A 22,487-nucleotide genomic window follows, 5' to 3' on the forward strand; every position below is an offset into this window, starting at 1 on the left:
GATCAAAATTGCGCGCGACCCGGGTGGGATCCCCTGTTCAGCCTTCATCACCGGACCCGGAGGCCTCGCCGAGCAGGAGCTGCCGCAACAGAGGCTCGACATCCTCGATAGTTTGGATGTCCAACGTCACTGAGCGCCGACCAGATTTGACCGTGACCTTCGCTGAAGTCTGACGGGTCTTCAACCATGTGATCAAGGATGAAGCCAAGACCGAGCCCGCGCCTCCCGTGGCCAGAGCTACTGTCAAAGCGTCTGCGACCGTGCCCAGCTCGTTCTCTTGGATCGGCTGCGAGACGGGTCGGATCCGGCCGCGTAGTTGGTCCTCCGCGTTGAGCCATTCGTTCAAAGCCACCAAGTGATCCCGGTCGCGACCATCAACTGCAACCAATACGTCCAAATCCCAGCTCCTTCTCGTTAGGAGGTACTGGCCGACCCCCCGAACCCCATCGCTCGCTGTCCGAGCCTTGCCTACAATCATGCACTCCGAATTAGAGATACACCCCAGCGCGACGAAACGGCAACGGAATGAGGCGATTTCGACGCGGGGGAGATGCAATCAGCCGGCCACGGCCAGGTCTAGACCCGGGAGGGATGGCGACGTGCGATCGATCATGGCGCGCTCTCCGTCGCGGCATCGATGGCGGATCGCAGCGTGGCATCCGGCTTCCCCAGTAGCGGCAAAGGATCATGCAGGAATCAATCGTCGGTCAACTGCTTGCGAAACACTTGCCCAAACGGGGGCACTGACATAGCCCCACGGCCAGGCTCAAGGTTTCCCGGGCCGGTAGGTTGAGCGTGTCGGCCAGGGCGCGCTACGGCCGCAGCCCGTGGGTCGGGGGAACGCCCACATCTGCCGCTGCGCGCTGAGCGAAGCGGCCACGCCGCAGCTGTCGGCCGGGGTGAGCAAGACGGCCTCATTGATGTCGCCGCCGCAGAAATAACGAGTTCTCGTGATGCGAAGAAACCGGCTTTACCCGAAGTATTCAACTCATGAGCAGCACAGAGATTCGCCCTTCCCACCCGACCGTTCTCGTCACCGGCGCGACCGGCGCCGTCGGCCGCCACCTCGTCTCTACCCTCCTCGCCCGCGGCGCCGCAGTCCGCGCGCTGACCCGCAAACCCGAGGACGCGAACCTGCCCGAGGCGGCCGAAGTCGTCGGGGGAGATCTCGCCGACGCCGCGACGCTCGGCCCGCAGGTGTTCCAGGGCGTCGATCGCGCCTTCATCTTCCCGGCACGCGGCATCGAGGTCTTCCTCGACGCGGCCCTCGCCGCCGGCGTGCACCGCTTCACGGTCCTGTCCTCGCTGGCCGCGGCGATGGAATTTCCCCGTGACCGTGGCTCGGCAAGCCAACTCCATCACAGTGCCATCGAAACGGCCGTCACTGATCGCACCGACGCGTGGACGATCCTGCGCCCCGGCACTTTCGCCGGGAACCTGCTCGAATGGCGGTGGCAGATCAGCTCGGGCGCACCCATCCGGGCGCCGTACCTGGCATCCGCGCAAGCGCCGATCCACGAATACGACGTCGCCGAGGCCGCCGCCGAGATCCTGCTGTCCGACGACCACATCGGGCAGATCATTCCGATCACCGGCCCGCAAGCGCTCACCCGCACCGAGCAGGTCGCCACGCTCGCCGCCGCACTCGCCCGGCAGATCCCGCTGACCGAAATCACCGCCGACGAATTCCGTTCCGAGACCGCGCAATTCATCCCCCAGCCGATCATGGAGATGCTGCTCGACTACTGGAGCGACACCCTCACCGCACCCGACCGGGTACGTCCCGTCACCACCGTGACCGGCAAGCCCGGACGCGCCCTGGCCGAGTGGGCCACCGACCACCGCGCCGACTTCGGCGCCTGAGCACTGGTGGTCAGCGGCTACTTCGTCGGCGAATTCTCTCGAGCATCGACCTGCGAACGATCCTGGTGGTGACACACCCACCATCGACACGCACTGCCTCGTTGGATCGCGGACGGCCAGAGTAGGTGTCATGACAAATACCGATTACATGAATGCCGTGGTCATCCCGCGTTTCGGTGGCGCCGAAGTGCTGCGCGCCGACCGGCTCAGCGTGCCGCAACCCGGACCGGGGCAGGTCGCGATCGATGTCGCTTATGCCGGTGCGAACTTCGCCGAAGTCCTCTATCGGCAGGGTGTCGCGCCAGTAGCGCTGCCGTTCGTGCCGGGAATCGAAGTGGCGGGCCGGATTCAGGCGCTCGGCGCCGGTGTCACCGATCTGACGGTCGGGCAGGCGGTGGCCGCATTGTCGATCGTCGAGGGCGGCGGCTACGCCGAGGTGACCGTGACCAGCGCCGAGTTGGTGGCTCCGCTCGACCCCTACGACCTCGATCTGGCGACCGCCGCGGCGCTACCGTCCAACAGCACCACCGCGTTCCTGGTCCTGGACCGGGTCGCCCGTATCGAACCGGGGCAGCGGGTGCTGGTGCACGCGGCGGCCGGCGGTGTCGGCAGCCAACTCGGCCAGGTCGCGCGACTGCTGGGCGCGGGCCGGGTCGTGGGCACCGTGGGCAGCGCCGCCAAGATCGAGACCGCGAAGTCCTTCGGTTATGACGAGGTCGTGCTGCGCGAGGATCTGCGGGGGATCGGCGAGTTCGACATCGTGGTCGACATGGTCGGTGGACCGGCGCGCCAAGCCAGCCTGGACCTGCTGGCGCCCATGGGCCGGCTGATCGTGATGGGCAATGCCTCCGGCGCGCCCGACGTCGGAATCGCCGCGAACGAGCTGTGGTTCAGCAACAAGACGGTCTCCGGGTTCAACCTCGCCGCCTTCTCCTCCGCCTACCCCCGCGAGGCCGGAGCGGCGCTGCGCCGGGCGGTGCACGCCGCGGCCCACGGTGAGCTCACCGTGCCGGTCGAAAAGTTGCCGCTCGCGCAGGCGGCCACCGCTCATCGGCGCATCGAGTCCGGTTCGACCACCGGCAAATTGGTGCTGGCGGTCGGGCGCGGGTGATGCTGCGGCGAGGCCAGCGAGCGGTGCGCCCGCGATACCCCCATAGCAGCGACTTGCGGGGACTCGCCGCCGTACACCCGGGCACCGTGGTCTGGATGCTGCGCTGACCGTGCGCCCAGCCGCATCCGCCGATTGGCGGCTAGTGCTGCCGCGAAAGATTTGCCGCTGCACCCAACCAGTGCTCGAGCGCCTCTGTCAGGCTGCGGTCGGTGCAGGGCGCATCCGTCGGGTCGACCCAGGCGACGTAGCCGTCGGGCCGGACGAATACCGCGTCACACGAAGGGATTTCACCGTAGACCGGCAGGTTCCAGCTCGTAGTGAAGGCGGGGTCGAGCCGGGCCTCGAGGTAGTCCACGCGATCGGCCCACGCGGCCGGGACTCCGGTCAGCCTGTCGGAGCCGAGGTTGATCAGCAGCGGCCGCGCCGGGCGCAGTAGGTCGAACACCTGCGTAGTGTGCTGGTCGGTGGCCACTGTCAGGTTCGGCATCCGCCGCCCGATCAGCGGGTGACCTCCGCCGAGTGGGTAGCGCAGGTTCAGTCCACTGAGGATCCCGCTCAGGTGCAGGCAGGTCTCGGGCACGGCGAGCATGTCGGTCACCACCGCGCGCAGGGCATCGTTCTGTGCGCCGGGCTTGATCAGTGCTGTTTGAGCTTTGGTCAGTTGCAGCACGGTGGCCGCGATCGGATGCCGTTCCTGGTGATAGGTATCGAGCAGGGTCTCGGGTGCGCCGCTGTTGAGCACGGCGGCCAGTTTCCAGCCGAGGTTGAGCGCGTCCTGGATACCGAGGTTCAGGCCTTGTCCGCCGATCGGGGAGTGGGTGTGCCCAGCATCGCCGGCCAGGAAGACTCGCCCGTGCCGGTAGTCGGTGATTTGGCGGAAGCCGTCGGAGAAGCGCGACATCCACCGTGCTCCGCTCAGTCCGTAGTCGGTGCCCAGTCCGTCGAGCATGACTTCGCGGAGTTCGCCGAGGGTGACCGGGGCGGTGCGGTCGACGGGCGGGGTGGCGCGCATCATGCTGAGGCGGAACCAGCCGGGTTCGGCGCGGGAGATCTGGTAGGTGCCGATTTTCTCGTTGCGGCCGAAGACGCCGCGCCCGTCGGGTGGGGAATCGAGGGCCACGTCGCCGACCACCCACCACGAGACCGGCTCGTCGCCGGGGAACGGGGCATCGCAGAGCCGTCGAACCGCGCTGTGCCCGCCGTCGGCGCCGACGAGGTATTCCGCGTGGATGGTGTGCGGCCCGGATGGTCCGTCCACTCGCACCTCGACGCCGTGCTCGTCTTGGTGCAGGTCGACCACGCTGGTGGACCATGCGAATCGGGCACCCAGTTCGACGGCGTGGTTGGTGAGGATCCGTTCGGTCTGATGCTGAGGCAGGATCAGCGCCGAGGGCCAGTCGGGATCGAGATCTTGTGGGGCCATGGGGATTCCGGAGAACAGCACGCCGGGCATCACCTTGCCGAGGCTGAGGAATTCGGGGGCGAGTCCGCGCTGGGTGAGTATCTCCACGCTGCGGGCGTTGATGCCGGGTGCCCGGGACTCGCCGACGGTGCCGGATTCGCGTCGTTCGACCACGAGGACATCCACGCCGCCCAGGCGCAGTTCGGCGGCCAGCATGAGGCCGGTCGGACCGGCCCCGGCGATGACGACTTGGGCTCTCTCGTTCGAAGGGTTATTGTTCATAGGATCCTATGCAACACTAGATAGGCTCCTATGTAAAGGAAGATATGACGCCTCTCACCACGCCGAGCCTGGCCCAGCTGATCAACCGCGCCGCTCGGGCGCTCGCTCGCGATGCCGATACCGCACTCAAGCCGCTCGGCCTGCGCTACGCCCAGGTGCCGGTGATCGCGCTGCTGAACGAGGGCGTGGGGCTGACGCAGAAGGAGCTGGCCGAGGCCACCGGTATCGAGCAGCCCTCGATGGCTCAGCTGCTCGCCCGCATGGATCGTGACGAGCTCATCCGTCGCACCCCCAACCCGCGTGATGCGCGCAGTCAGACGATCGAGCTGGCTCCCGCGGCCGAGGCGCGGATGAGCGATGCGCACGACCGCCTGGCGGATCTCGATGCGCGGGCTGTCGCGGGATTCACTGCCGCGGAGGTATCGACGTTGAAGCTGCTGCTGACTCGGCTCGGAGACAATCTGGACAGGAGACGAGATGGGTCCGAGGTTGTCGATCCGCCGAGCTAGTGGTGGTCGATCGAATGTTTCTGTGCTTTGGATGGGGGCCACGCCCGGCCGTAGGAAACTGACCACTCGGCCGGCCCTCGGGGCGATAACGTACCTTCTGCCGCGACCCGCGCCGAACCGGCCAGCATCCGAGTTCGGGTACGAAGGTATCCGCTCATGCCGCACACCGCGCTGACCGGACCGGCCAGCGCGGTAGCTCTGAAGATCAACGGGTAGAGCGCAGTACGGCCGCCAGCGGTGCGCGCTCATGCCGATGTGCGCGCATTCGGATGGCGCCAAAGGTCTTCGGCGCGTTGATCTTTCACAAGCCGGTGCCGCCCGGTTCGAGCTGCGCGGGCCCCGGCACTACCGGGCGGCGAGGGCAGCAAGCGTCCCGGTCGGGCTGTGCTCAGTTCGGCAGTTCGCCGATACCGAAGCCGCAGGGGAATGCTCGAGCGGTGAAGATCGCCGGTGTCCTCCAAACGCCTTGCTGCGCTGATTGATCCGATTCCGGCAAGTAGCATGTTGCCGCGCGCTCACCGTCTCGGCGCATTTCGGAAACGCGGGTTCCCGAGGCCGAACCACTGCGGAATCGCCTCCTGCACAAAGGAACTGATGCACTCGATGGTCGGTCCGGACAAAATCTCCCCGGCGAAGTAGATACCATCGCGTCCCTGCATGGCCTCCACACGGTCGAGCCACCCCTCGCCCATCGCCGCGGCGCTCGGATACGCGGGCCATTCGGCAATGGTCTCCGCGATCAGCTCCGGGTCCTCGAACAGGAAGAGGCTTTCCTTCGCCAGCTCCCAGGCGCGCGCGTCGGACACCGATCTGTCCGAATTGCTGAAGCACACCCAGTACGGCCCCGGGTGCTGCTTATTGGCCGCGGTGATCCGATGCAGGGCCTGCTCCGGATCGGTGTCGGTGTAGCTCCCGTACGGGTCGATCACCCAGAACCCCAGCGGTTCGGGGTCATCGACTCCATGAGGGAACGCAATCAACTCGCTGCCAACCCGGATGAGATAACTGCGTGTCCAGGCGCGCGGACAGTTCCGCTCGTCGAAGAGCTCCCGTATCTCCCCGCCCGGGAACATCTCCCGAATCTGTGTGGGCCGCGTCGTGACCACCACCTGGGAATACAGCGCGGCGCACGCCACTCCGGCGCGTCGATAACCGACGCGAACACCTTCCGCGCCGAGCGGCTCGATCCGCGTCACCGGAGCGTCGACCATCACCTCTATTCGATTGTCCTCGACGATGCGCCGGAGGAGATCGATAAAACCCCGCCGGAAGCTGAGAGTGACCGGCCCGGTCGAATTCATCTGTGCCACAAGCGAGTCAGGCAGGCGTTTCAGCAAGGCCTCTCGCTGCCCCGGATATGCCGACAGCATCATTTTCGCCAGCTGCGAGACATGCCCGGAGATATGCGCATTGATATTGATGACGCTCTCGGCCGGCTGCCGCGGCCGCCGCATGTTCGCGTATAGGGTCAACCCCTGCAGCACTTCCCCCACCAGCGGTGCGTGCCGAGCCCGATATGTCTCCCACGTCTCCCCGGCCCGGCGGTCGAACGCCAGCCCGCTCATTCCCGGCCCGCGCCGATCCCGCACCGCCCCTTCGATAATCGTCCACGCCTCGGCGATCTGATCCGCCACCTGCTCCGGCGTCGAGGCCGCGAACAGCGGCACGAAATGTGGCGGCACCCCCATCCGGGGCTTCCCCGACCGCGATCGCCCCACGAAATACAAAGCCTCGGTTTGCATCTCGACCGGATGCCGCTCCAGCAATCCGTGAATCGCCGTCCCCGCGAACCCCTCCCCGAAGTCCTGCTGAATCACCAGGTGCGCCTGGAAGTCGTACACCTCACCCGCGACTGTCGCGGTCTCGCAGTAACCCCCGATCCGCGGCCGCGCCTCGAAAACATCGACCCGCTCGAACCCCAACTCCCGCAACTTCGCCGCCACGAGAATCCCAGTCTGTCCAGCGCCCACCACGCACACGGGTGCCCGAAGATCCATGACGCCTCCTCCAGCTCCCACCCAGTATCCGTGCCACCTCCCTCGCCGGGGTCCGAAAGACATTTCTCCACGTGGATACCCGATTTCGCCGGAAAACTACGCTCGCGCCATGTCTTCTACGACCCTTCCTGACCTAGCCGAGCACGGTGCCAACGGAGGCCGCGACCCGCATGTGCGTCGTGGTGTCTGTCCCGGATCCGGCCCCGCCGCTTCGTCTTCGCGTAGCCGCAGGTCGCCGGGATCGTGTTTTGGGCCAGAGCTCGTGTGCGAAATCTACGGGACGAATTAGACATATCGGCCCGTTGTGGGACAGCTCGGGCATGGCACGGTGCGGGTAGGCGCGGGTCTTCACGCGCCGGCAGAAAGACGATTCCCAGATCGACGCGCTCACCGCCGCGGGTGCGGTGGCAAGACGCTCCTGCTATCAGCCGATGACCAGGCAGAACGGGTGACCGGCCGGATCCAGCAGTACCCGCCACCGGTCGCCGCCCGGCTGATAGTCCGGCCTGGTCGCGCCGAACCCCAGCGCCAGCTTCTCCGCTGCGTCGAGGTCCTCGACCCGCAGGTCGAGGTGCAACTGTTGCGGCACATCCGTACCGGGCCACCGCGGGGCCCGGTACCCCTCGACCCGTTGGAAGCCCAGGTCGCAACCCGAACCATCGGTCAGGGTGACGAACTCGTCAGCGTCGTAGCCGAGCTGCATGCCTGTCAGTTCCTGGTAGAACCGGGCCAGAGCCCGAGGATCGGCGCAGTCCAGAGTCACGCCTCGCAGTGTGGCGATCGGCATCGTCCACTCCTCAGTTATTCATGTTCGCGGGCCGCGCGGCGTCCGCCGCTGGTAGTTATCCAACCGCACTGTCGTGGCCCCGCTCCACTCCTTTTCAGGCGGTGCACAGGGCCAGGTCCTCGTCCGTGAATACCTGCGTTGCCACGAACTACACTCCGGCGCGCCGACCGGCCCATCGGCAGCCTGCAAAACAGCAACCCCCACACCGCACGAGAACCCGAAATCTCGCCTACAGCGCTCTACGCCGAATCTGCCCGAATTCTGCCGATGTTACGGCTACCCCTGATCGCACAGACGCTGGTCTTGCCTGCTGCTCGAACCCCCGCGACATCCGCTCATGCCGCGGAGCGCGCTGAGGGAAGCGGCCAATCCGAGGCGGCCGGCAGGCCAGAGCTGTTGCGGTTCAGGACGTCCACCTGCCGATTTCAGGGCACGCTCAGATCGGGCCCCGTCGGGCGTATTGCCGTGCAACGCTTTGCACCCGTTCTGAGCGGCTGCGAGGTCGACGCTGATGGTGCCGGTAGCGGCGGCCGGGTCCCGGATTACGTCGAGGGTCGTGCCGTCGACGCTGCCTGTGAACACAGCGGTGCAGCCCTGGGCCAGCCGCATACGGTGCAGTCCTCAGCTGTCGGCCACACCGGCGTGGTCGATGAGGATTTGGACTCCGTCGAAAATGCGGTCCAGGCCGAAGGTCAGGGAGTCGATCGGCGTGGTGGCGCCGGTGAGGGTTTTGGCCAGTGCGGGAAAGCGTTGAGCGTGGCGGTCGACGAGTTCGACGGTGAGCTGCTGCCATTCGCTCGCGTGGTCGGCGTCGAAGTCGGCGTGCTGCTGGGCGAGGTTGCGCACGTGTCCGGCGATGAGCAGGAAGATCTGGTGGCGTTCGGCGGCCTTCAGTCCGGTCGATTCCAGCGCCGCCAGAGCAGCGTCCATCCATTGGAGTTGATTCGGGCCCAGGAGTTGACGGCGCATGGCGGTGGCGGCGAGCAGCCACGGATGGGCTCGGTAGATCGCCAGCAATTGGCGTGACCAGGCCAGCAGTCGGGCGCGCCAGCCTGTCTCGGTGCCGGGCAACTCGGGCTCCACGGCGAGGACGGCTTCGACCATCAATTCGACGAGCTCGGTCTTGCCGGGGATATGGCGGTAGAGAGCCATCCCGGAGACGCCGAATTCGGCGGCGACCTTGTTCATCGACACGGCTTCGAGCCCGTCGGCATCGGCGCGAGCGACCGCCGCCGCGGTGATACTGACGATCGACAGGCCGGACTTGGGGCCGCGCGGGGGCTCCACGGGTTCGCCCCACAGCAGGGCGGTGGCTATGCGTAGATCGCGGGGCTTGGCGTCGGAACTGTGGGCCATGACCGGATGCCCTTCCAAGGTCGGGGTTGACGGAACGCTTGACTGTTTATACCTTAAACATCGTTGTTTACGGTACAAACTTTTTGAGGAGTCACCATGCGGATCCCCGGTTCGAAGCACGCTGCGCGCCTGCGCATCACCACGGCCAACGGTATCGACGAAGCCGGATTCGTCCGCATCGGCGGTATCGACCAGTGGATCTCGATCCGCGGCGAGGATCGCGACAACCCGGTGCTGTTCGAGATCCACGGCGGGCCCGGCGCCTCCAGCCTCATCTACGCCTCCCGCACCCGGGGCTGGGAACACCACTTCACGATCGTGCGCTGGGATATGCGTGGTGCGGGAAAGACTTTCGGCCACACCGGCGCGGCCGGTCAGGGTGAGATGAGCCTGGAGCAACTGGAGCGCGACGCCCTGGAGGTCAGCGAGCACCTCCGGGCACGGCTCGGCGTCGACAAGATCGTTCTTCTCGGCTGCTCCTTCGGCTCGTTCGTCGCGCTCCGCATCGCCCGCAGCCACCCGGAATTGTTCTCCGCCTACGTAGGAACCGACCAGAACATCAACGCCGGGGGCCGCGACCGCACCGCCTACGCGGGCCTGCTGGCCCGGCTCGAAAAGGCCGGCAAGAGCAAGGATCTCGCCACCGTGGTCACGATGACCGCAGACCGATCGGCGTGGAGCCGCGAGGATTGGTCGCAGTTCAACAAGCACACCGTCGGCTCCGATCCCCTCACCTTCGACACAGTCAAAAAGGTCGTCATGGGCTCGCTGCTGACCTCGCCGCTGCACTCGCTGCGCGAGGTTCGCACCTACATGCAGGCCATGAGCTTCTCCGAAGTCCTCGCACCCCAATCTGTCACGATCGATGAATGGGACGAAGGCACCACCTTCGCGCTGCCGTTCTTCCTCTTCCAGGGCGAAAGCGACGTCATCACCCCGCCGGAATCGGCCAAACGATTCTTCGACGACGTCACCGCCCCGATCAAGGAATTCGCGCTCATCGAGAATGCGAGCCATTTCGCTGCCTTCCGCCAGCCGGACCGCTTCCTCGCCCTCCTGCTTGCTCATGTCCGTCCTGCCCTTGCCCCCGAGTCGAACAGCACCCGGCACTGATAGGCCGACCGCACCGCACAGTGCGCTGGAGATGGGCCAAAACGAACGTTTTCAACCCGTCGCCGATGCCGCCGGGAGCCCGGCAACCCGCACCCCCGCTCAGGGCAAAGCCCGTGGGCGGAAATCTCGGAACGAAACCGGACGTGCCGGCGAGTCGCTGAAGGCGTCACCGCCACCGCGCAACGCCGACCACCCACTTCACCAACGACTGAACATCCTGTATTGCCGAGAAGCGCGCATTCTGACGGATGCGCGCTCCTGCCGTTACAGCCGATGCCACTTACCCGACGGACTCCTTGGTCTGGTCGTTCGCGTGCTTGGGCAGGTAGAACATCAACGCCCACATCGCAATCAACGTGCCACCGACCCACCACAGCACACCGGTGAACGCGTCACGGTTGAGCGCCCTGTCGGGGGAGCCGCCGGTGACGGCGAAGAACACGAGACCGTTCAGGGCGATACCGAGTGCGTAGCCCAACTGCAAGGCGGTGTTGAACAAGCCGGAGGCCGAGCCGGCGCGTTCGTGTGGAACCTGCGCCAGCGTCAGGTCGGCGATCGGTCCGCTGATCATGCCGAGCCCGAACCCGAGGAACAGGATCGGGACGGTCATCGCGAGCAAGGTCAAATCCGCACGCCCGCTACTGATCTGGAGCCCGTAGGCCGCCATTGCGGCGAGGGTGATCAGTGCTCCGGTCTGGGGCAGTCGACGCGCGAAACGCCCGGCGGTCTTCGTCGCGAGCATCGCACCCACGAACTCGCCGACCGCGAGCAGCACGAAGGCCAGTCCCGCCAGCAGCGCGCTCATGCCCAGACCACGCTGCAGGTACAGCGTCCAAGTCATGAAGAACAAACCGACCAGCAAACCCATCATCAGCTGCGCGGACAGTCCACCGGAGAACTGCCTGACCCTGAACAGCGCCAACTCCACCAGCGGGGCCTTATCAGCGCGGCGCCGCTGCTGGCACAAGAAGACACCGAGGACGACCAGCCCACCGGCGAGCATGACGAAACACCACACGGGCCAGCCGTGGGCGTGGCCCTCGGTGAGCGGGAAAACGATCAGCACCATCGCGATCGCGGACAGCCCCACTCCGGTGAGGTCGAGCCGGTCGGCCTTGGCCGCGGTCGACTCGGTGATGAACTTGCGCCCGAGGATGATCACGGCGAGCCCGACGGGCACGTTGATCAAGAAGATCGGCCGCCACGACAGCCCGAACAAGTCGGCGTCGGTGAGCACGCCGCCCAGCACCGGGCCCACGACGTTGCCCATCGCCAGCACCGCTCCGAAGAGCCCGAAAGCTCTGCTGCGGTTCTCGCCGACGAAGGTGACATGCAGGGTCGCCAGGACCTGCGGCATCATCACCGCGGCGGCACCGCCTTGGAGCACGCGCGCGGTGATCAGCATGCCGGGATCGGCCGCGAGCCCGCACAGCAGCGAGGCCACGGTGAATCCGATGGTGCCCAGCAGGAACACTTTTCGCCGGCCGTAGATGTCGCCGAGCCTGCCGCCAGTGATCAGCGCGAGAGCGAAGGTCAGTGCGTAGCCCGCGGTCACCCACTGCACGGCGGCCGGTCCGGCGCCGAGGGACTGTTGCAGGGTCGGGATGGCGGTCAGGACGACCGAATCGTCGACGATGTTCATGAGCTCGCCGGTCAGAAGGACCGCCAGGGCGATCCTGGCGGTCGTTGTCATCGCTGACGACGTGCCGGACGAATTCTGGGTTGATGGTTCGGGGATGTGCTCGGGCTCGTTGTCGAGCGCGGAAGAACTCACGACGGGACTCCTGTTCAGGAATCGGGGAGCCCACCGTCGACCACATCAGGGCAAGACAACACGCACCTAGGGCAGATGGTAGAGCTGCACCCGGGAAACAGTGGAAAAGAATGGGTGGTGACGCAACTCAGGCCAGCGCGACGTCCGCCCCGCACACGTCCGAATGATCAGGACATGGGGAACACGGACGGCTACTTGGCCTGGGATATAAGTCACCACCTCCAATCCACTGCAGAAAGAAAAGTCCACGCCCGCCTCCGCAGGAAAATATGCGAGGCAAGACTCAGTCCACCATACGACAACCCATTGATCGCCTGACACCGGACCTGCGGTGTCCTCCGCCACCTCATGCAGACAGCGCGCCTTCAGGAAGACGGCTGCCCCCTCCTGTCGCGCTACCTCAGCCCGGAGCGGCGATCCGAGCAATCAAATCCCGCACGGCGGCGAGCGTCTCGTCGGGATGACTCAGGTGCACATGGTGTTGCGCATCCGGCCAGCACACCAACGGTGCCGCGAGCGCCGCGGCGAGACGCGTGTGCGCCCGCGTGACCGCGCTGCCACGCTTGCGGTCCGCGGCGATCACGACGGCGGGGCGATGCGGAATCCTGTTCTCGTCCAGGTTCGCCGAGATCCCCGCGATTCCCCGCACCGCGGTGATCAGTTGGGTGAGGTCGATATCGCCGAGCCGGTCGATCGCCTCCGCGCAGTCGGGCCGCAACTGCGTGCGCCGCGCTTTACGACGAATCGAGGAGCGCAGTAGCGCCTGCATCATGGTGCGGCCCAGCGGAATCGACGCGATAGCGCCGAACGTCCCCATTGTCCGATCGAGCTGGCGGCATAACCGCGCATCGTTGATCGGCGTGGGATCCAGGAGCACGAGCCCTGCCACCACCTCGGGATACTCGATCGCCAGCAGCACGGCGACCGCGCCACCCAGGCTCTGGCCGACCACGACGACCGGTCCGCAGCCTAGTGCGGCGATCAGCGCCGCCAAGTCGGCGGCGGCCGTGGCGAGTGAACCCTTCGCCGTCGAGGCTCCCGTGCCGGGCCGATCGTGCACGATCACCCAGCAGCCGGGATCGGCCACCAACCCTTCGGCGAGCCCTGGGAAGAATCCGTCGCAGGTTTCGGCGCCCCCGGGCAGTAGTAGTACCGGTTGCCCCGAGCGGCCGTGGATCTGAACATCATCGGTCAGCATCGTGTTTCTTTCTGCTCTGCGAGATTCGGGTCTACCGAGCCCGTACCGCCAGGCCCCGCTGCCTGCGTAGCGCCAGGTGCATGGCCGCGCGGCCACCCAGTTCGAGATCGTCCTCGAGCGCCCGCAACGCGACGTCGCCACCGAGGTAGAGCTGGTTCAACAAGTATCGGTGCATGATCGCCAGCCGCCGCGCCGAGAAGTCGGCCTGCACGGTGGCGAGCATGTAGTTGAGCTCGTCCTCGCACGCGTCGTGCGCGGCCACGAGCCGGGCGTTGCCGCCGGCCTCGGCGATCCGCTTGTGAATCGCGCTGTGCGCCTCGATCACGTGCCGCCAGGGTGTGTCATCGCTGAGGGCCTCGAGTTGCTCGACGGCTTCGGCGACGGGCGTGAGGTCCGCGCCCCGGCTCAGTGCCAGCCGCAGTGCACCCAGTTCCAGGATCGACCGGTAGGAGCACATGTCGTCGATGCGTTCCTCGGTGACCTCTGGAACCACGATCCCTTTGTTGCGCTGATGCTCGAGCAGCCCTTGCGCGACGAGGATCTGCAGGCCCGAGCGGACGGAGTGGCGGCCGCAGTCGAACCGCGCGCTCAGCGCCTCTTCGGTCAGCCGCGCGCCGGGCGCGAGGACGCCGTCCAGCAGGTCGTCGCGGAGCGCCTGCGCGATGCTGGCCGGCGTACTGATCCTGCCTGCACTGGCCATGTTGTTACTCAATTCGATGCTCGGAGGGGAATCCTGCGGTCGATGGTAATCAACAATCCTTCGGACGCTGCGCATCAGCACACGCCGGCCAGCAGGGCCGTGTAGAACTCCGCGACCAGCTCTGGTCCCGGTGAATGACCCACGTCGGCCCAGCCGATGAAGCGGCAGCGCGGAATTCGCGCCGCGATCCGGCGCGCGGCCGAGGCCGGCACGTTGCGGTCCTGGTCGCCGTGCGCCCAGACCACCGGGACCGCCACTTGCTCGGGGTCGAAGCCCCAGGCGCCGCCGAAGATGGCCTGGTAGTCGTCGAACATGCCCTCGATACCCGGATCGAGTGCCTCCTGGAGGGACTGCTGCCGCGCGGCGGCATGCCGGGCCCACTGTTCGCGATCACTCTCGGGTGCGTCGGTGAGCAGGCTCGCCAAGCCTTCCTCGCGCAAGGTGGTGCGCATGCGATCGAGCAGGTCGCGCAGTTCGCCGGGCTGGTCGAGGCGGTCCATCACGGCCTGGTTGATCGCGACCTGGCCGTCGCGCTCCGCGCCGAGCAACGGTGCCGCCCCGACGAATACGCCGACCGCGCGAATACGATCGGGCGCGGCCACCGCCACGGCGAGCGCGTGCGGGCCGCCACCGGATCCACCGACGACGAACGCGTCGCGCACTCCGCAGGCATCCAGTACCGCCAGCGCGTCCGGGGCCGCGTCGCGGACGGATCGGCCGGGCAGCGGATCGGTTCCGCCGTAGCCGGGGCGGTCCGGGGAGAGTACGCGCAGCCCTTGGCGGAGATAGGAGTCGTGGGAGTGCGCGGCCACCAGCCGACCGCCGGGTGTGCCGTGGCAGAACAGGACGGGCACGCCCTGTGGATCGCCGTATTCGGCCCAGGTCACCGTGCGCCCGTCCTCGGCTGTGCACGTTCGCGAGTGGTTCATTTCGAGATCGCTCCTTCGGAGTCGGCCGCCGGCGCACCGAGCCGGCGAAGTAGTTCGACCTGGGCGTCGGTCGCCGCCATCAGCGCCGACACCGCCACGGATTCGTTGGGGGCATGCGCCTGCGTGTGCGGGTCCTGGATGGCGGTGACCAGCACGTCGATGCCGGGCAGCGCGTCGATGAGGGCGGCGATGAACGGAATCCCGCCACCGACACCGATCTGCACCGCGGGCGCCCCGAAGGCCGCGGTGAGCACCTCCTGTGCCAGACCGGTGAGGGGCGTCGCCGGGTCGGCGCGCCAGCCGGCACCCATCGCGGTCACCTCGACCTCCACGTGCGCTCCGTGCGGCACGTGCGCGCGGAGGTGTTCCCGCACCGCGCGCAGCGCGTCGGCCGGATCCTGTTCGGGGGCAAGGCGAATGCCGATCGTGGCGCGCGCGGACGGCACCAGGATGTTGGCGGCCCCGGCGGCCGGTGGCGCGTCGATTCCGAGGACCGACAGCGCCGGACCGTCCCACAGCCGGCCGGCCATGGAGCCGCGGCCGATGTAGTCCACACCCGGCAACATGGTGGCTTGATTCCGGACCTCGGCGGCGACGGGGCCACCCTCGGAGCCCAGGCCCGCACTCAGCCCGGCGATCGCCACCGCGCCGAGTTCGTCTGTCATCGTCGCGACGAGCCGGCACAGCGTTGTGAGGGCGTCGGGCACCGCGCCGCCGAAGACGCCCGAGTGCACGGGCTCCGCCGCGGTGCGCACGGTGACAAGGACATTGAGCAGGCCACGCAGCGACATGGTCAGCGCGGGCACCGCGACCTCGGCGTTGACCGCGTCGGGCGCGAGCGCGAAATCCGCGCGCACGGTGTCCCGGTGCTCGGCGAGAAGTGCTGCCAGAGTGGGGGATCCGATCTCCTCTTCCCCCTCGATCAGCACCGCCACCGCGACCGGCAGGTCCGGCCCGAGCCTGCGCAGCGTCTCGAGGTGGACGGCGATCGCGCCCTTGTCGTCGGCCGAGCCGCGCCCGTAGAGCCGGTCGCCCCGGCGGGTCAGGGTGAAGGGATCGGACTGCCAGGCCTGCCGATCCCCGACCGGCTGCACGTCGTGATGGGCATACAGCAGCACGGTGGGCGCACCGGGCGGCCCGTCGCGCCTGCCGATGACGGCGGGCAGTCCGCCCGCCCGGCACACCACGGACGCGGTCACGCCCACCGAGCGAAAGGCGTCGGCCACCGTCTCGGCGGATCGCCGCACCTCGTCGGCGCGCTCGGGGTCGGCGCTGACCGACGGCACCGAGACGAAGCAGCTCAGGTCCTCGATCAACCGGGTTTCATCCCACATTTCGCAACATCTCTTTCTAGCGATCCGCGTCACAGTTCGATGATTGTGACACAATGTGAATCTGTTGACGACCCCCAATTCTGCGTTTGCCGAGTACTTGGCACGCATTCCAGCTGGTGTGTACCGTGACGCCAGCCTCGCTAGTTGTTGCACAATCTTTGGAGTGGACTGATGTCACCAACGACCCACCGCCGGCAGATACCGCGCTGGTCCGAGCTCCGCCCCCTGGTGCGGCGACGTCCTCTGGTGGCCAACCCGACCGATCGGAGACTGGCCCGCGCTCACACCATCGAAGATCTCCGCGCGATCGCCCGGAGCCGCACGCCGCGTTCGGTATTCGACTACGTCGACGGCGCTGCCGAGGGCGAAGTCAGCATCGGCGCCGCGCGCCGGGCCTTTCGCGACTGCGTCTTCCATCCCCGCGTCCTGCGTGACGTCTCGTCGGTGACCCCGCAGGCCACGATCCTCGGCAGCGCCAGCGCGTTACCCCTGGTGCTGGCCCCCACCGGCTTCACCCGCCTCATGCATCACGAAGGGGAGCTCGCCGTCGCCCGGGCCGCCGCCGCGGCAGGCGTCCCGTACACCTTGTCGACCATGGGCACGACCTCGATCGAAGAGCTGGCGGCCGCGTCGGAACCCGGCGCGCGCAACTGGTTTCAGCTCTACCTGTGGAAGGACCGGGACGCGAGCCGGAACCTGATCGACCGCGCCCGCACCGCGGGTTTCGAAGCGCTGGTGCTGACGGTGGACACGCCCGTCGCGGGCGCGCGCCTGCGGGATGTTCGCAACGGATTCACGATCCCGCCGACCCTGACCGCCCGCACCGTCGCCGACATCTCCCTGCACCCGGCCTGGTGGTTCAACCTGCTCACCACCCGGCCCCTGGAGTTCGCCTCGCTGACCTCGTGGGGCGGCACGGTGGCCGAGCTGGTCAACCAGATGTTCGATCCGAGCGTCGGCGTCGAGGACCTGGCCTGGCTGCGGGCGCAGTGGACCGGAAAGCTGGTCGTCAAGGGCATTCAGAGCGTCGCCGACGCGCAACTGGTCACCGATCTCGGCGCGGACGCGGTGGTGCTGTCCAATCACGGTGGGCGCCAACTCGACCGGGCGGTGAACCCGCTGCGATTGCTCCCCGAAGTGGTCGCGGCGGTCGGCGATCGAGCCGAGGTCTTCATCGACACCGGGATCATGAACGGCGCGGACCTCGTCGCGGCGGCGGGACTCGGCGCCACGGCCGGTCTCGTCGGCCGCGGCTATCTCTACGGGCTGATGGCCGGTGGGAGCAGAGGCGTCACCCGGGCATTGCAGATCTTCGAAACGCAGGCCACGAGGACGATGCAACTCCTCGGGGTGACGCGGCTGGCCGACCTGGACGCCGCGCACGTATCGCTCGCCGCGAGTACCTGACGGGGACACGCGAAATCAGATGCTCGGCGGTTCGCTGGGGGAGTGGCTCGACGGTGTTGTTCATTGCCGAAAGGCCCCTTGGTGTAGTGCGGCTACGCCAAGGCTTGCGCATCCTCGGCCGAGTAGCGCTCCCGTAGCGAGAACGCCAGGGGAGAGGGGCCGTTCGCGCGCAGTGCTTGCAAGCGGGCCAGCGCCTCGTCGAGGGTGGGCGTGTGCCCGGCGGGTACCCACCACAGCACGATCATGTCCTCGCGGGGACGTTCGAACCAGTCGCTGCGCTGGCGCAGGAATTCCAGATGGCCACTGCGATAGACGTAGTCCCAGAACGCTTCTCGTGTTTCCCAGACCGACAGGTTGACGATGACATTCGTACCGAGCGGGCGCATGGATGTGGCGTCGGTTCCGGAATCGTCCACCAGGCGCCAGATGTAGCCCGGTGAGCGCTCGGCGAGAGCGTTGATCGGCTCGAGCATGGAGGTGAAGCCGGCCATGCGCGGGTCGTCCAGGGGGTATTTGAGGATTGCCGTGTTCAGTTCGGCGAGGTGGTGACCGGTCATGCGGTCACTTCATCATGCCGAGGACTCTATGTCAATCAACATTGTTTTTAGAGAGATCCACGGCAACGCAGCAGATTCCGGGGCGGGCGTCGATGCGCGCGCGCACCTTCTCGGAGCCTTCGAGTAGTCCCTCCAGTAAGGCCAGGTTCATGCCGCACACCAGGGGTGGGTAGGCCTCGGCGAGGGCATGGAATGGGCAGTTGCGCATGCGCAGGGTGTCACCGTCGGTGAAGGGCTCATATCCCCGAGCGCGAAGCAGATCGGCTACTTCGGAGAGGTCGTGCGCGGGTTCGCTGCGGGCCGCTCGCCCTTGTTCGCGAGCCGCCTTCTGCAATTCGACATCCAACCTCGCCTCTTCGGCGACCTGGGCCAAAAGGCTTGCGGCCGTGCGGTAATCGCGCGGTGGTAGCGAGATCTGATGTTCGGCGGCCGCCCGGCGGTAGAGCTTGGCGGGGCGGCCCGCGCCCGGCCCCGACCGGCCGGACAGTCGCCGACTCTCGGTGTCGAGCAACCCGGCCTCGGCCAGCTTGTCGAGGTGATGCGCCGCCAGGGTGCGCTGAATACCGGCCGCGGTCGCGGCCTCGTTGCGACTCACCGGCTCCGAGCTGGCCGCGACGTATTCGTACAGCCGCCGGCGAACCGGGTCCTGCAGCACGCCTACGGCGTCGATGTCCTTCATCTGGCCATTCTAAGAACAATCGACATCTGAGATAGAAAACGCTCTTTCGGATCGGGGTCCACTGCCACCCCGAGCCACCGGTGATTGAGTCATCCAACCCTTTGCCTCAGCATCTGCGATCGATGCTGTGGCATAGTGTAGCGGGCGCTGCTCCGGGCGTTTCGGGCAGCCTGAGACGCTGAAGAAGGAAGTTTCGATGAAACCATCACTCGTTGCCGCCGTCCTGGCCGGTGGGCTAATGCTGGCCCCCGCGGCCGCCGCCCCCGCGTCCCCCGAGCCGGCTACCCCGGTCGGCTGTTCCACCTCGGATTCACTGCCCTGTGACCCTTTCGGTGATCTGCTGAAGGCCTTGATCAGCGGTTCGTCCAGTCTGAGCGGTCGCATCGCATAGTTCTGAGTTCGCAGTGGGCTGCTGCGTGCCATCTCGACACGCAGCCGCCGGAAGGTTGCCAGGGGGAGTCGACTATCGACGAACTCGTACCCGCACGCCAGCACGCATCAGATCATGCTCGGGGCAAGACCGCGCAGCCTTAGTTTGTGCATTAACTGTTAGCGCGATAATATCCGTCCGTGGCCCCCACCGATTCGACCCGCGCAATCGAGGATCCCCTCCGCCTGGACCGGCAGGTGTGCTTCGCCCTGGCCGTGGCCAACCGCTCGGTACTCGCGGTATATCGCCCACTGCTGGAGCCGCTGGGCCTGACGCATCCCCAGTATCTGGTGATGCTCGCCCTGTGGGGTGAGGCGCCGATGTCGGTGAAGGCGATCGCCGAAGCGATTCAGCTCGACTCGCCTACGCTGTCGCCGCTGCTGAAACGCCTGGAAGGCGCGGGGCTGATCACCCGCAGCCGCAACCCCGGCAACGAGCGGGCGCTCATCGTCGACCTGACCCCCGCGGGCCGGGCGCTACGGAACGAGGCCGAACGAATCCCCGGCGCGGTTGTCGAGCGGCTCGGAGTCGGCCTGAGCGACCTCGAACAATTACGCGACGCCTTGAACCGGGTCAATGACGCAGCCCTGGGCCGCACGCCATCCATAGGAGAGAACAATGGCTGACCATCCCAACCTGCTCCAGCGCGTCCGCTACATCGGCGGCGCCACGCTGCCACTCTCGATGCGCGACTGGGTACTTCGCGATCAGACCGGCCCGGGCGCCACCCGCCGCTTCTTCACGCGTTTCCTGCTCCCGCCCATCCCGCTGTTGTGCCTGTTCCTCCTGGTGCCGGGCCCGGTCTGGATGGGCCTGTCGATGGCCGCGCTGGTCTACATTCCGCTGGTGTTCTTCACGATCGCGTTGACCTACGTCTACCGCCGCCATGTCCTGTTCAAGCACGGCCTGGACCCCGAGCTGGCCAACGAGGGCGAACGGCGTCGCGCCGAGGCGAACCGCGTCCGCTACGAACTGCGCCACAACCGCAACTGATGTCTCAACTCCAGGACTGGCTGTTGCGCCAGGTCAGGTACTCGTCGTAGATGTCAACAAGTCCGTCAGGATATCTCCGTCGCTCGCTGCTCCGATGTACGCACATGCCGCTGATCGCGTTAACCGAACCGGCCGGCGCGGTGCGACGGAAGATCAACTGCCGGTTGCTATCCGAGGCGCACGAACGCATGCACATGCTCCACCTATGTTCGAGGAGGGTGGCGTTGTCGTTGGGGAATCGCCGTCATGACGAGGTATGAGGCTGTGGCAGCAGCGCGCGAGCGAGTCGATCCAGCGCCGGACGGGGATCGAACTCCGTTGCGGGACTGTATAGCTGGTGCATGACAGCGCCGTCCATGTAGTCGACGAGCAGTTGGGCTACATCCGCGCGCGGGTCGATGTTGCGCAGCATGACGGTGCCCCAGTCGGTCAGTCGCTGGTGGCCGCGCTGGATGGATTGCTGGATGGGGGGTGCGGTCTGCGCCTCCAGAATCAGGGCGTACCGGGCCAGCGTCCGGGTGCGATCCGCGCCGGCGAAATGGCCGACGAGCCCGGCCAATGTGTCGATCAACTGGTCGAGGGTAGCGGGAATCGGCATCCGGCTCAGAGTCTCCCAGTCCGAGTAGTCGCGCTCCTCCAAACGTTCGGAGATGCCGATGAGTAGTGCCTCGCGGGTGCGGAAGTAGTTGGAGGTCGAACCGGAGGCCATGGTCGCGGCCTCGTCGACGGCGCGATGGGTGAGCGCGCGGGGCCCCCGCGAACCGAGCACTTCGATCGCGGCATCGAGTACGAGTTCACGTTTCGTGGGCACGATCACACACTACATCAGTAGTCAATTTACTACGTGTGTAGTCTCAAGACTACATACGTAGTATCGTTGTCGGTATTCGGCTGGCAGCCTTCGATCGCGAAAGCATCGCGATCGAACGAGCCGGCCCGGTTCGAAGGAGTACCTGATGCCCAAGGCAGTTGTGGTCGGCGGCGGTATCGGCGGCCTCGCCACCGCGGTGGCGTTTCATCGGCGCGGCTGGGAAGTGGAGGTGCTCGAGCGTGCCGCCACTATCGCCGAGATCGGGGCCGGCCTGTCGGTGTGGCCGAATGCGTTGCGCGCGCTGGACCTGCTCGGGCTCGGCGACGAGGTCCGGGCGCGGGCACTCGAAGACGGGGCTGCCGGCATCCGGGATCCCAAGGGCCGCTGGCTCGCCCGGGCCGATGCCGCGGTTCTGCGGGCACGCTACGGCAGTCCGATCATGATGCATCGTGCCGATCTGCTGGATGTCCTGCGCCGCGGGGTTCCGGAATCGGCCTTGCGCGCGGGCATTTCGGTGACCGAGGCACGCGCGGACGGCACGGTGACGCATTCCGCGGGCACGTCCACCGGCGACGTCGTCGTCGGAGCCGACGGTATCCGCAGCGTGGTGCGGCGCGCGGTCTGCGGTGAGATCGCGCCACGGTACAGCGGATACACCGCGTGGCGGGTCGTGGTGCGGCCGTCCGGACCGGTGTGCGAGATGGGCGAAACCTGGGGCCGCGGTCAGCGTTTCGGATTCAGCGGACTGCACGACGGCCGGGTGTACTGCTTCGCCACCGCCAATATGCCCGAGGGCACCCGGACCGACGGAGCGGCCGAACTCCGGCGCCGTTTCGGCACCTGGCACGAGCCGATCGGCGACCTGATCGCCGCCGCCACCGAGTCGACTGTCCTGCAGAACGACATCTACTCCCTGCCCGCCCTGAAAACCTACGTGTCGGGACGGGTCGCTCTGCTCGGTGACGCCGCGCACGCGATGACGCCGAACCTCGGCCAGGGAGCCTGCCAGGCCCTCGAGGATTCGGTAGTGCTCGCGGCAGTGGCCACCGAGGATCGCGACCTCACCCGCTACGACGCACTGCGGCGTCCCCGCACCCAGATGATCGCGGCCCGATCGGAGCGCATCGGCACTGTCGGGCAACTCGAGTCGGCCGCGGCGGTGGCGGTGCGCAACGCTGTGCTGCGCTGCGTGCCTTCCTCGGTGCAGTTCAACGCCCTTGCGCCGGTGCTCGATTGGGTCGGCTGACCTCACAGA

General features: G+C 67.0%; 22 protein-coding genes. 9 read left to right on the forward strand and 13 right to left on the reverse strand.

The features are described from left to right. Nucleotides 1-37: 37 nt before the first annotated feature. Nucleotides 38-397: a hypothetical protein gene (locus AB0H76_RS35100; protein ID WP_357331381.1), complete on the reverse strand. Its 360-nt coding sequence runs from the start codon at nucleotides 395-397 to the stop codon at nucleotides 38-40. A gap of 593 nt (nucleotides 398-990) precedes the next feature. Between AB0H76_RS35100 and AB0H76_RS35105 the strand changes: the two genes are divergently transcribed. Beyond that, a complete protein-coding gene (locus AB0H76_RS35105) occupies nucleotides 991-1,863 on the forward strand; it encodes an NAD(P)H-binding protein (protein ID WP_357331382.1) in 873 nt (290 codons plus the stop codon). Between the two features lie 130 nt (nucleotides 1,864-1,993). After that, complete coding sequence (locus AB0H76_RS35110) at nucleotides 1,994-2,974, forward strand: zinc-binding dehydrogenase (protein ID WP_357331383.1); 981 nt, start codon at nucleotides 1,994-1,996, stop codon at nucleotides 2,972-2,974. Between the two features lie 139 nt (nucleotides 2,975-3,113). On the opposite strand, the gene AB0H76_RS35115 is transcribed toward AB0H76_RS35110, so the two are convergent. After that, nucleotides 3,114-4,658, reverse strand: coding sequence for an FAD-dependent monooxygenase (locus tag AB0H76_RS35115; RefSeq protein ID WP_357331384.1), 1,545 nt, complete (start codon nucleotides 4,656-4,658; stop codon nucleotides 3,114-3,116). A gap of 44 nt (nucleotides 4,659-4,702) precedes the next feature. On the opposite strand from AB0H76_RS35115, the gene AB0H76_RS35120 reads away from it, so the two are divergent. Then, nucleotides 4,703-5,167, forward strand: coding sequence for a MarR family transcriptional regulator (locus tag AB0H76_RS35120; RefSeq protein ID WP_357331385.1), 465 nt, complete (start codon nucleotides 4,703-4,705; stop codon nucleotides 5,165-5,167). Between the two features lie 515 nt (nucleotides 5,168-5,682). Here AB0H76_RS35120 and AB0H76_RS35125 read toward each other — a convergent pair. The 3 genes from AB0H76_RS35125 to AB0H76_RS35135 form a co-directional block, all read right to left on the reverse strand. Then, nucleotides 5,683-7,164: an NAD(P)-binding protein gene (locus AB0H76_RS35125; protein WP_357331386.1), complete on the reverse strand. Its 1,482-nt coding sequence runs from the start codon at nucleotides 7,162-7,164 to the stop codon at nucleotides 5,683-5,685. Nucleotides 7,165-7,588: 424 nt separating this feature from the next. After that, nucleotides 7,589-7,951: a VOC family protein gene (locus AB0H76_RS35130; RefSeq protein ID WP_357331387.1), complete on the reverse strand. Its 363-nt coding sequence runs from the start codon at nucleotides 7,949-7,951 to the stop codon at nucleotides 7,589-7,591. A 621-nt stretch (nucleotides 7,952-8,572) separates the two neighbouring features. Further along, nucleotides 8,573-9,307, reverse strand: a complete 735-nt coding sequence (locus AB0H76_RS35135) for a TetR/AcrR family transcriptional regulator (RefSeq protein ID WP_357331388.1) — start codon at nucleotides 9,305-9,307, stop codon at nucleotides 8,573-8,575. A 96-nt stretch (nucleotides 9,308-9,403) separates the two neighbouring features. On the opposite strand from AB0H76_RS35135, the gene AB0H76_RS35140 reads away from it, so the two are divergent. Beyond that, nucleotides 9,404-10,420 carry an alpha/beta hydrolase gene (locus AB0H76_RS35140; protein WP_357331389.1) on the forward strand — a complete coding sequence of 339 codons (1,017 nt, stop codon included), beginning with the start codon at nucleotides 9,404-9,406 and terminating at the stop codon, nucleotides 10,418-10,420. 280 nt (nucleotides 10,421-10,700) lie between these two features. Here AB0H76_RS35140 and AB0H76_RS35145 read toward each other — a convergent pair whose 3' ends face one another. The 5 genes from AB0H76_RS35145 to AB0H76_RS35165 form a co-directional block, all read right to left on the reverse strand. Continuing rightward, on the reverse strand, nucleotides 10,701-12,194 hold the full coding sequence (locus AB0H76_RS35145) for an MFS transporter (protein ID WP_357331390.1): 1,494 nt from the start codon (nucleotides 12,192-12,194) through the stop codon (nucleotides 10,701-10,703). 400 nt (nucleotides 12,195-12,594) lie between these two features. Then, nucleotides 12,595-13,392, reverse strand: coding sequence for an alpha/beta hydrolase (locus AB0H76_RS35150; protein ID WP_357331391.1), 798 nt, complete (start codon nucleotides 13,390-13,392; stop codon nucleotides 12,595-12,597). Nucleotides 13,393-13,423: 31 nt separating this feature from the next. Then, a complete protein-coding gene (locus AB0H76_RS35155; protein ID WP_357331392.1) occupies nucleotides 13,424-14,092 on the reverse strand; it encodes a GntR family transcriptional regulator in 669 nt (222 codons plus the stop codon). Between the two features lie 74 nt (nucleotides 14,093-14,166). Continuing rightward, nucleotides 14,167-15,021, reverse strand: coding sequence for an alpha/beta hydrolase (locus tag AB0H76_RS35160; protein WP_357331393.1), 855 nt, complete (start codon nucleotides 15,019-15,021; stop codon nucleotides 14,167-14,169). Beyond that, a complete protein-coding gene (locus AB0H76_RS35165; protein ID WP_357331394.1) occupies nucleotides 15,018-16,355 on the reverse strand; it encodes a M20/M25/M40 family metallo-hydrolase in 1,338 nt (445 codons plus the stop codon). The genes AB0H76_RS35160 and AB0H76_RS35165 overlap by 4 nt, the downstream gene beginning before the upstream one ends. 171 nt (nucleotides 16,356-16,526) lie before the next feature. Here AB0H76_RS35165 and AB0H76_RS35170 point away from each other — a divergent pair, with 171 nt between their 5' ends. After that, nucleotides 16,527-17,762: an alpha-hydroxy acid oxidase gene (locus AB0H76_RS35170; protein WP_357331395.1), complete on the forward strand. Its 1,236-nt coding sequence runs from the start codon at nucleotides 16,527-16,529 to the stop codon at nucleotides 17,760-17,762. Between the two features lie 92 nt (nucleotides 17,763-17,854). On the opposite strand, the gene AB0H76_RS35175 is transcribed toward AB0H76_RS35170, so the two are convergent. After that, the gene (locus AB0H76_RS35175) at nucleotides 17,855-18,319 is read right to left on the reverse strand and encodes a DUF3291 domain-containing protein (RefSeq protein WP_357331396.1); all 465 of its coding nucleotides are present in this window, start codon (nucleotides 18,317-18,319) and stop codon (nucleotides 17,855-17,857) included. 31 nt (nucleotides 18,320-18,350) lie between these two features. Then, nucleotides 18,351-18,998, reverse strand: coding sequence for a helix-turn-helix domain-containing protein (locus AB0H76_RS35180; protein WP_357331397.1), 648 nt, complete (start codon nucleotides 18,996-18,998; stop codon nucleotides 18,351-18,353). A 196-nt stretch (nucleotides 18,999-19,194) separates the two neighbouring features. On the opposite strand from AB0H76_RS35180, the gene AB0H76_RS35185 reads away from it, so the two are divergent. From AB0H76_RS35185 to AB0H76_RS35195, 3 genes are all read left to right on the forward strand, one after another. Next, on the forward strand, nucleotides 19,195-19,389 hold the full coding sequence (locus tag AB0H76_RS35185) for a hypothetical protein (protein WP_357331398.1): 195 nt from the start codon (nucleotides 19,195-19,197) through the stop codon (nucleotides 19,387-19,389). Nucleotides 19,390-19,568: 179 nt separating this feature from the next. Next, a complete protein-coding gene (locus tag AB0H76_RS35190; RefSeq protein ID WP_357331399.1) occupies nucleotides 19,569-20,054 on the forward strand; it encodes a MarR family transcriptional regulator in 486 nt (161 codons plus the stop codon). Continuing rightward, complete coding sequence (locus tag AB0H76_RS35195) at nucleotides 20,047-20,421, forward strand: DUF5313 family protein (protein ID WP_357331400.1); 375 nt, start codon at nucleotides 20,047-20,049, stop codon at nucleotides 20,419-20,421. The genes AB0H76_RS35190 and AB0H76_RS35195 overlap by 8 nt, the downstream gene beginning before the upstream one ends. 244 nt (nucleotides 20,422-20,665) lie before the next feature. Here AB0H76_RS35195 and AB0H76_RS35200 read toward each other — a convergent pair whose 3' ends face one another. Continuing rightward, complete coding sequence (locus AB0H76_RS35200) at nucleotides 20,666-21,232, reverse strand: TetR family transcriptional regulator (protein WP_357331401.1); 567 nt, start codon at nucleotides 21,230-21,232, stop codon at nucleotides 20,666-20,668. Between the two features lie 145 nt (nucleotides 21,233-21,377). On the opposite strand from AB0H76_RS35200, the gene AB0H76_RS35205 reads away from it, so the two are divergent. Beyond that, nucleotides 21,378-22,478 carry an FAD-dependent monooxygenase gene (locus AB0H76_RS35205; RefSeq protein ID WP_357331402.1) on the forward strand — a complete coding sequence of 367 codons (1,101 nt, stop codon included), beginning with the start codon at nucleotides 21,378-21,380 and terminating at the stop codon, nucleotides 22,476-22,478. Nucleotides 22,479-22,487: the final 9 nt, after the last annotated feature.

This window comes from Nocardia sp. NPDC050712 (assembly GCF_040654295.1).
GTDB lineage: Bacteria > Actinomycetota > Actinomycetes > Mycobacteriales > Mycobacteriaceae > Nocardia.

Coding starts and splice junctions, on each gene's coding strand:
- AB0H76_RS35105 (WP_357331382.1), top strand. CDS start 991: ATGAGCAGCACAGAGATTCGCCCTTCCCACCCGACCGTTCTCGTCACC.
- AB0H76_RS35110 (WP_357331383.1), top strand. CDS start 1,994: ATGACAAATACCGATTACATGAATGCCGTGGTCATCCCGCGTTTCGGT.
- AB0H76_RS35115 (WP_357331384.1), bottom strand. CDS start 4,658: ATGAACAATAACCCTTCGAACGAGAGAGCCCAAGTCGTCATCGCCGGG.
- AB0H76_RS35120 (WP_357331385.1), top strand. CDS start 4,703: ATGACGCCTCTCACCACGCCGAGCCTGGCCCAGCTGATCAACCGCGCC.
- AB0H76_RS35125 (WP_357331386.1), bottom strand. CDS start 7,164: ATGGATCTTCGGGCACCCGTGTGCGTGGTGGGCGCTGGACAGACTGGG.
- AB0H76_RS35130 (WP_357331387.1), bottom strand. CDS start 7,951: ATGCCGATCGCCACACTGCGAGGCGTGACTCTGGACTGCGCCGATCCT.
- AB0H76_RS35135 (WP_357331388.1), bottom strand. CDS start 9,307: ATGGCCCACAGTTCCGACGCCAAGCCCCGCGATCTACGCATAGCCACC.
- AB0H76_RS35140 (WP_357331389.1), top strand. CDS start 9,404: ATGCGGATCCCCGGTTCGAAGCACGCTGCGCGCCTGCGCATCACCACG.
- AB0H76_RS35150 (WP_357331391.1), bottom strand. CDS start 13,392: ATGCTGACCGATGATGTTCAGATCCACGGCCGCTCGGGGCAACCGGTA.
- AB0H76_RS35155 (WP_357331392.1), bottom strand. CDS start 14,092: ATGGCCAGTGCAGGCAGGATCAGTACGCCGGCCAGCATCGCGCAGGCG.
- AB0H76_RS35160 (WP_357331393.1), bottom strand. CDS start 15,021: ATGAACCACTCGCGAACGTGCACAGCCGAGGACGGGCGCACGGTGACC.
- AB0H76_RS35165 (WP_357331394.1), bottom strand. CDS start 16,355: ATGTGGGATGAAACCCGGTTGATCGAGGACCTGAGCTGCTTCGTCTCG.
- AB0H76_RS35170 (WP_357331395.1), top strand. CDS start 16,527: ATGTCACCAACGACCCACCGCCGGCAGATACCGCGCTGGTCCGAGCTC.
- AB0H76_RS35175 (WP_357331396.1), bottom strand. CDS start 18,319: ATGACCGGTCACCACCTCGCCGAACTGAACACGGCAATCCTCAAATAC.
- AB0H76_RS35180 (WP_357331397.1), bottom strand. CDS start 18,998: ATGAAGGACATCGACGCCGTAGGCGTGCTGCAGGACCCGGTTCGCCGG.
- AB0H76_RS35185 (WP_357331398.1), top strand. CDS start 19,195: ATGAAACCATCACTCGTTGCCGCCGTCCTGGCCGGTGGGCTAATGCTG.
- AB0H76_RS35195 (WP_357331400.1), top strand. CDS start 20,047: ATGGCTGACCATCCCAACCTGCTCCAGCGCGTCCGCTACATCGGCGGC.
- AB0H76_RS35205 (WP_357331402.1), top strand. CDS start 21,378: ATGCCCAAGGCAGTTGTGGTCGGCGGCGGTATCGGCGGCCTCGCCACC.